At 76.0% G+C, this 1,209-nt stretch carries 2 protein-coding genes; one reads left to right on the forward strand and one right to left on the reverse strand.

From position 1 onward, the window contains the following. Positions 1 to 781: diacylglycerol kinase family protein (locus DKL51_RS32910; RefSeq protein WP_124813206.1), on the forward strand; the 781-nt coding region annotated here is incomplete at its 5' end. Here DKL51_RS32910 and DKL51_RS32915 read toward each other — a convergent pair. Further along, positions 744 to 1,209 (reverse strand): EamA family transporter (locus DKL51_RS32915; RefSeq protein WP_148097925.1); only part of this gene is annotated, 466 nt, incomplete at its 5' end. The genes DKL51_RS32910 and DKL51_RS32915 overlap by 38 nt on opposite strands.

The raw sequence follows: 1,209 nt of genomic DNA on the forward strand, positions 1-1,209 counted from the left end.
GGAGGCGCACACCCCGGCCGAGGCGGAGGCGGCCTGCCGCGGCGCGGTCGCGGACGGGGCCGGTGCGCTGGTGGCGGTCGGCGGGGATGGCACGGTGCACCGGGCATTGCAGGCGGTCGCCGGTACGGCGGTGCCGTTCGGGCCGGTTCCCGCCGGCACCGGCAACGACTTCGCCGTCGACACCGGGTTCCCGGCCGACCCGCTCGCCGCCGTCGACGTGATCGCCACCGCGCTGCGGGAGGGGCGGTCCCGCCCGGTCGACCTGGCCCGGATGACCGGCGCCGAGGACGGCGACCGCTGGTACGGGGCGGTGCTGGCGGCGGGGTTCGACGCGATCGTCAACGAGCGGGCGAACCGGATGCGCTGGCCGCGCGGCCCGCGCCGCTACGACCTGGCGATCCTGGTGGAGCTGGCCCGGCTGCGTCCCCGCCGCTACACGCTGCGCCTCGACGGCGAGGAGCAGCAGGTGGACGCCGTCCTGGTGGCGGTGGGCAACGCTGCCAGCTACGGCGGTGGGATGCGGATCTGCCCGGACGCCGACCCCACGGACGGCCTGCTCGACGTGGTGGTGGGCGGGCGGTTCGACCGGCGGACCTTGATGCGGGTGAAGCCGCGCATCTACCAGGGCACCCACGTCGAGCACCCGCTGGTGCGCAGCTACCGGGCGCGGACGGTGGAGCTGGCTGCGGAGGGCATCACCACGTACGCCGACGGGGAGCGGGCGCTGGACCTGCCGGTGCGGATCATCGCCGTGCCGCGGGCGGTGCGGCTGCTGCGCTGAGCTGCCCGTCGGGACCTTCGGCGACCGGTCCAACCTCGGCTGGCTCCGGGGTCGGCGTTCCGGCCCGGACCGCGCCGATGCTGGCGATGATGACCAGGCCGATCGCGAGGATCTCTACCGGGTGCAGCGCTTGGTCGAGGACCAGCCAGCCGGCGAGCGCGGCGATCGCCGGGCCGAGGCTCATCATCACCGCGAAGGTGGACGTGGGCAGCCGGCGCAGCGCCAGCAGTTCCAGGGTGTACGGCAGCACCGAGGCGAGCACCGCCAGGCCGGTACCGAGCCCCAGCACCGCCGGATGCCAGAGCCGTGGCCCGGCGTCGACCAGGCCGATCGGCAGGGCGACCAGCGCGGCGACCGCGAGGGCCAGGGCCAGCCCGTCCGCCCGTGGGAAGCGGCCGCCGACCCGCGCCGAGCAGACGATGTACGCG

Source organism: Micromonospora globispora (genome assembly GCF_003857015.1).
Taxonomy (GTDB): domain Bacteria; phylum Actinomycetota; class Actinomycetes; order Mycobacteriales; family Micromonosporaceae; genus Micromonospora; species Micromonospora globispora.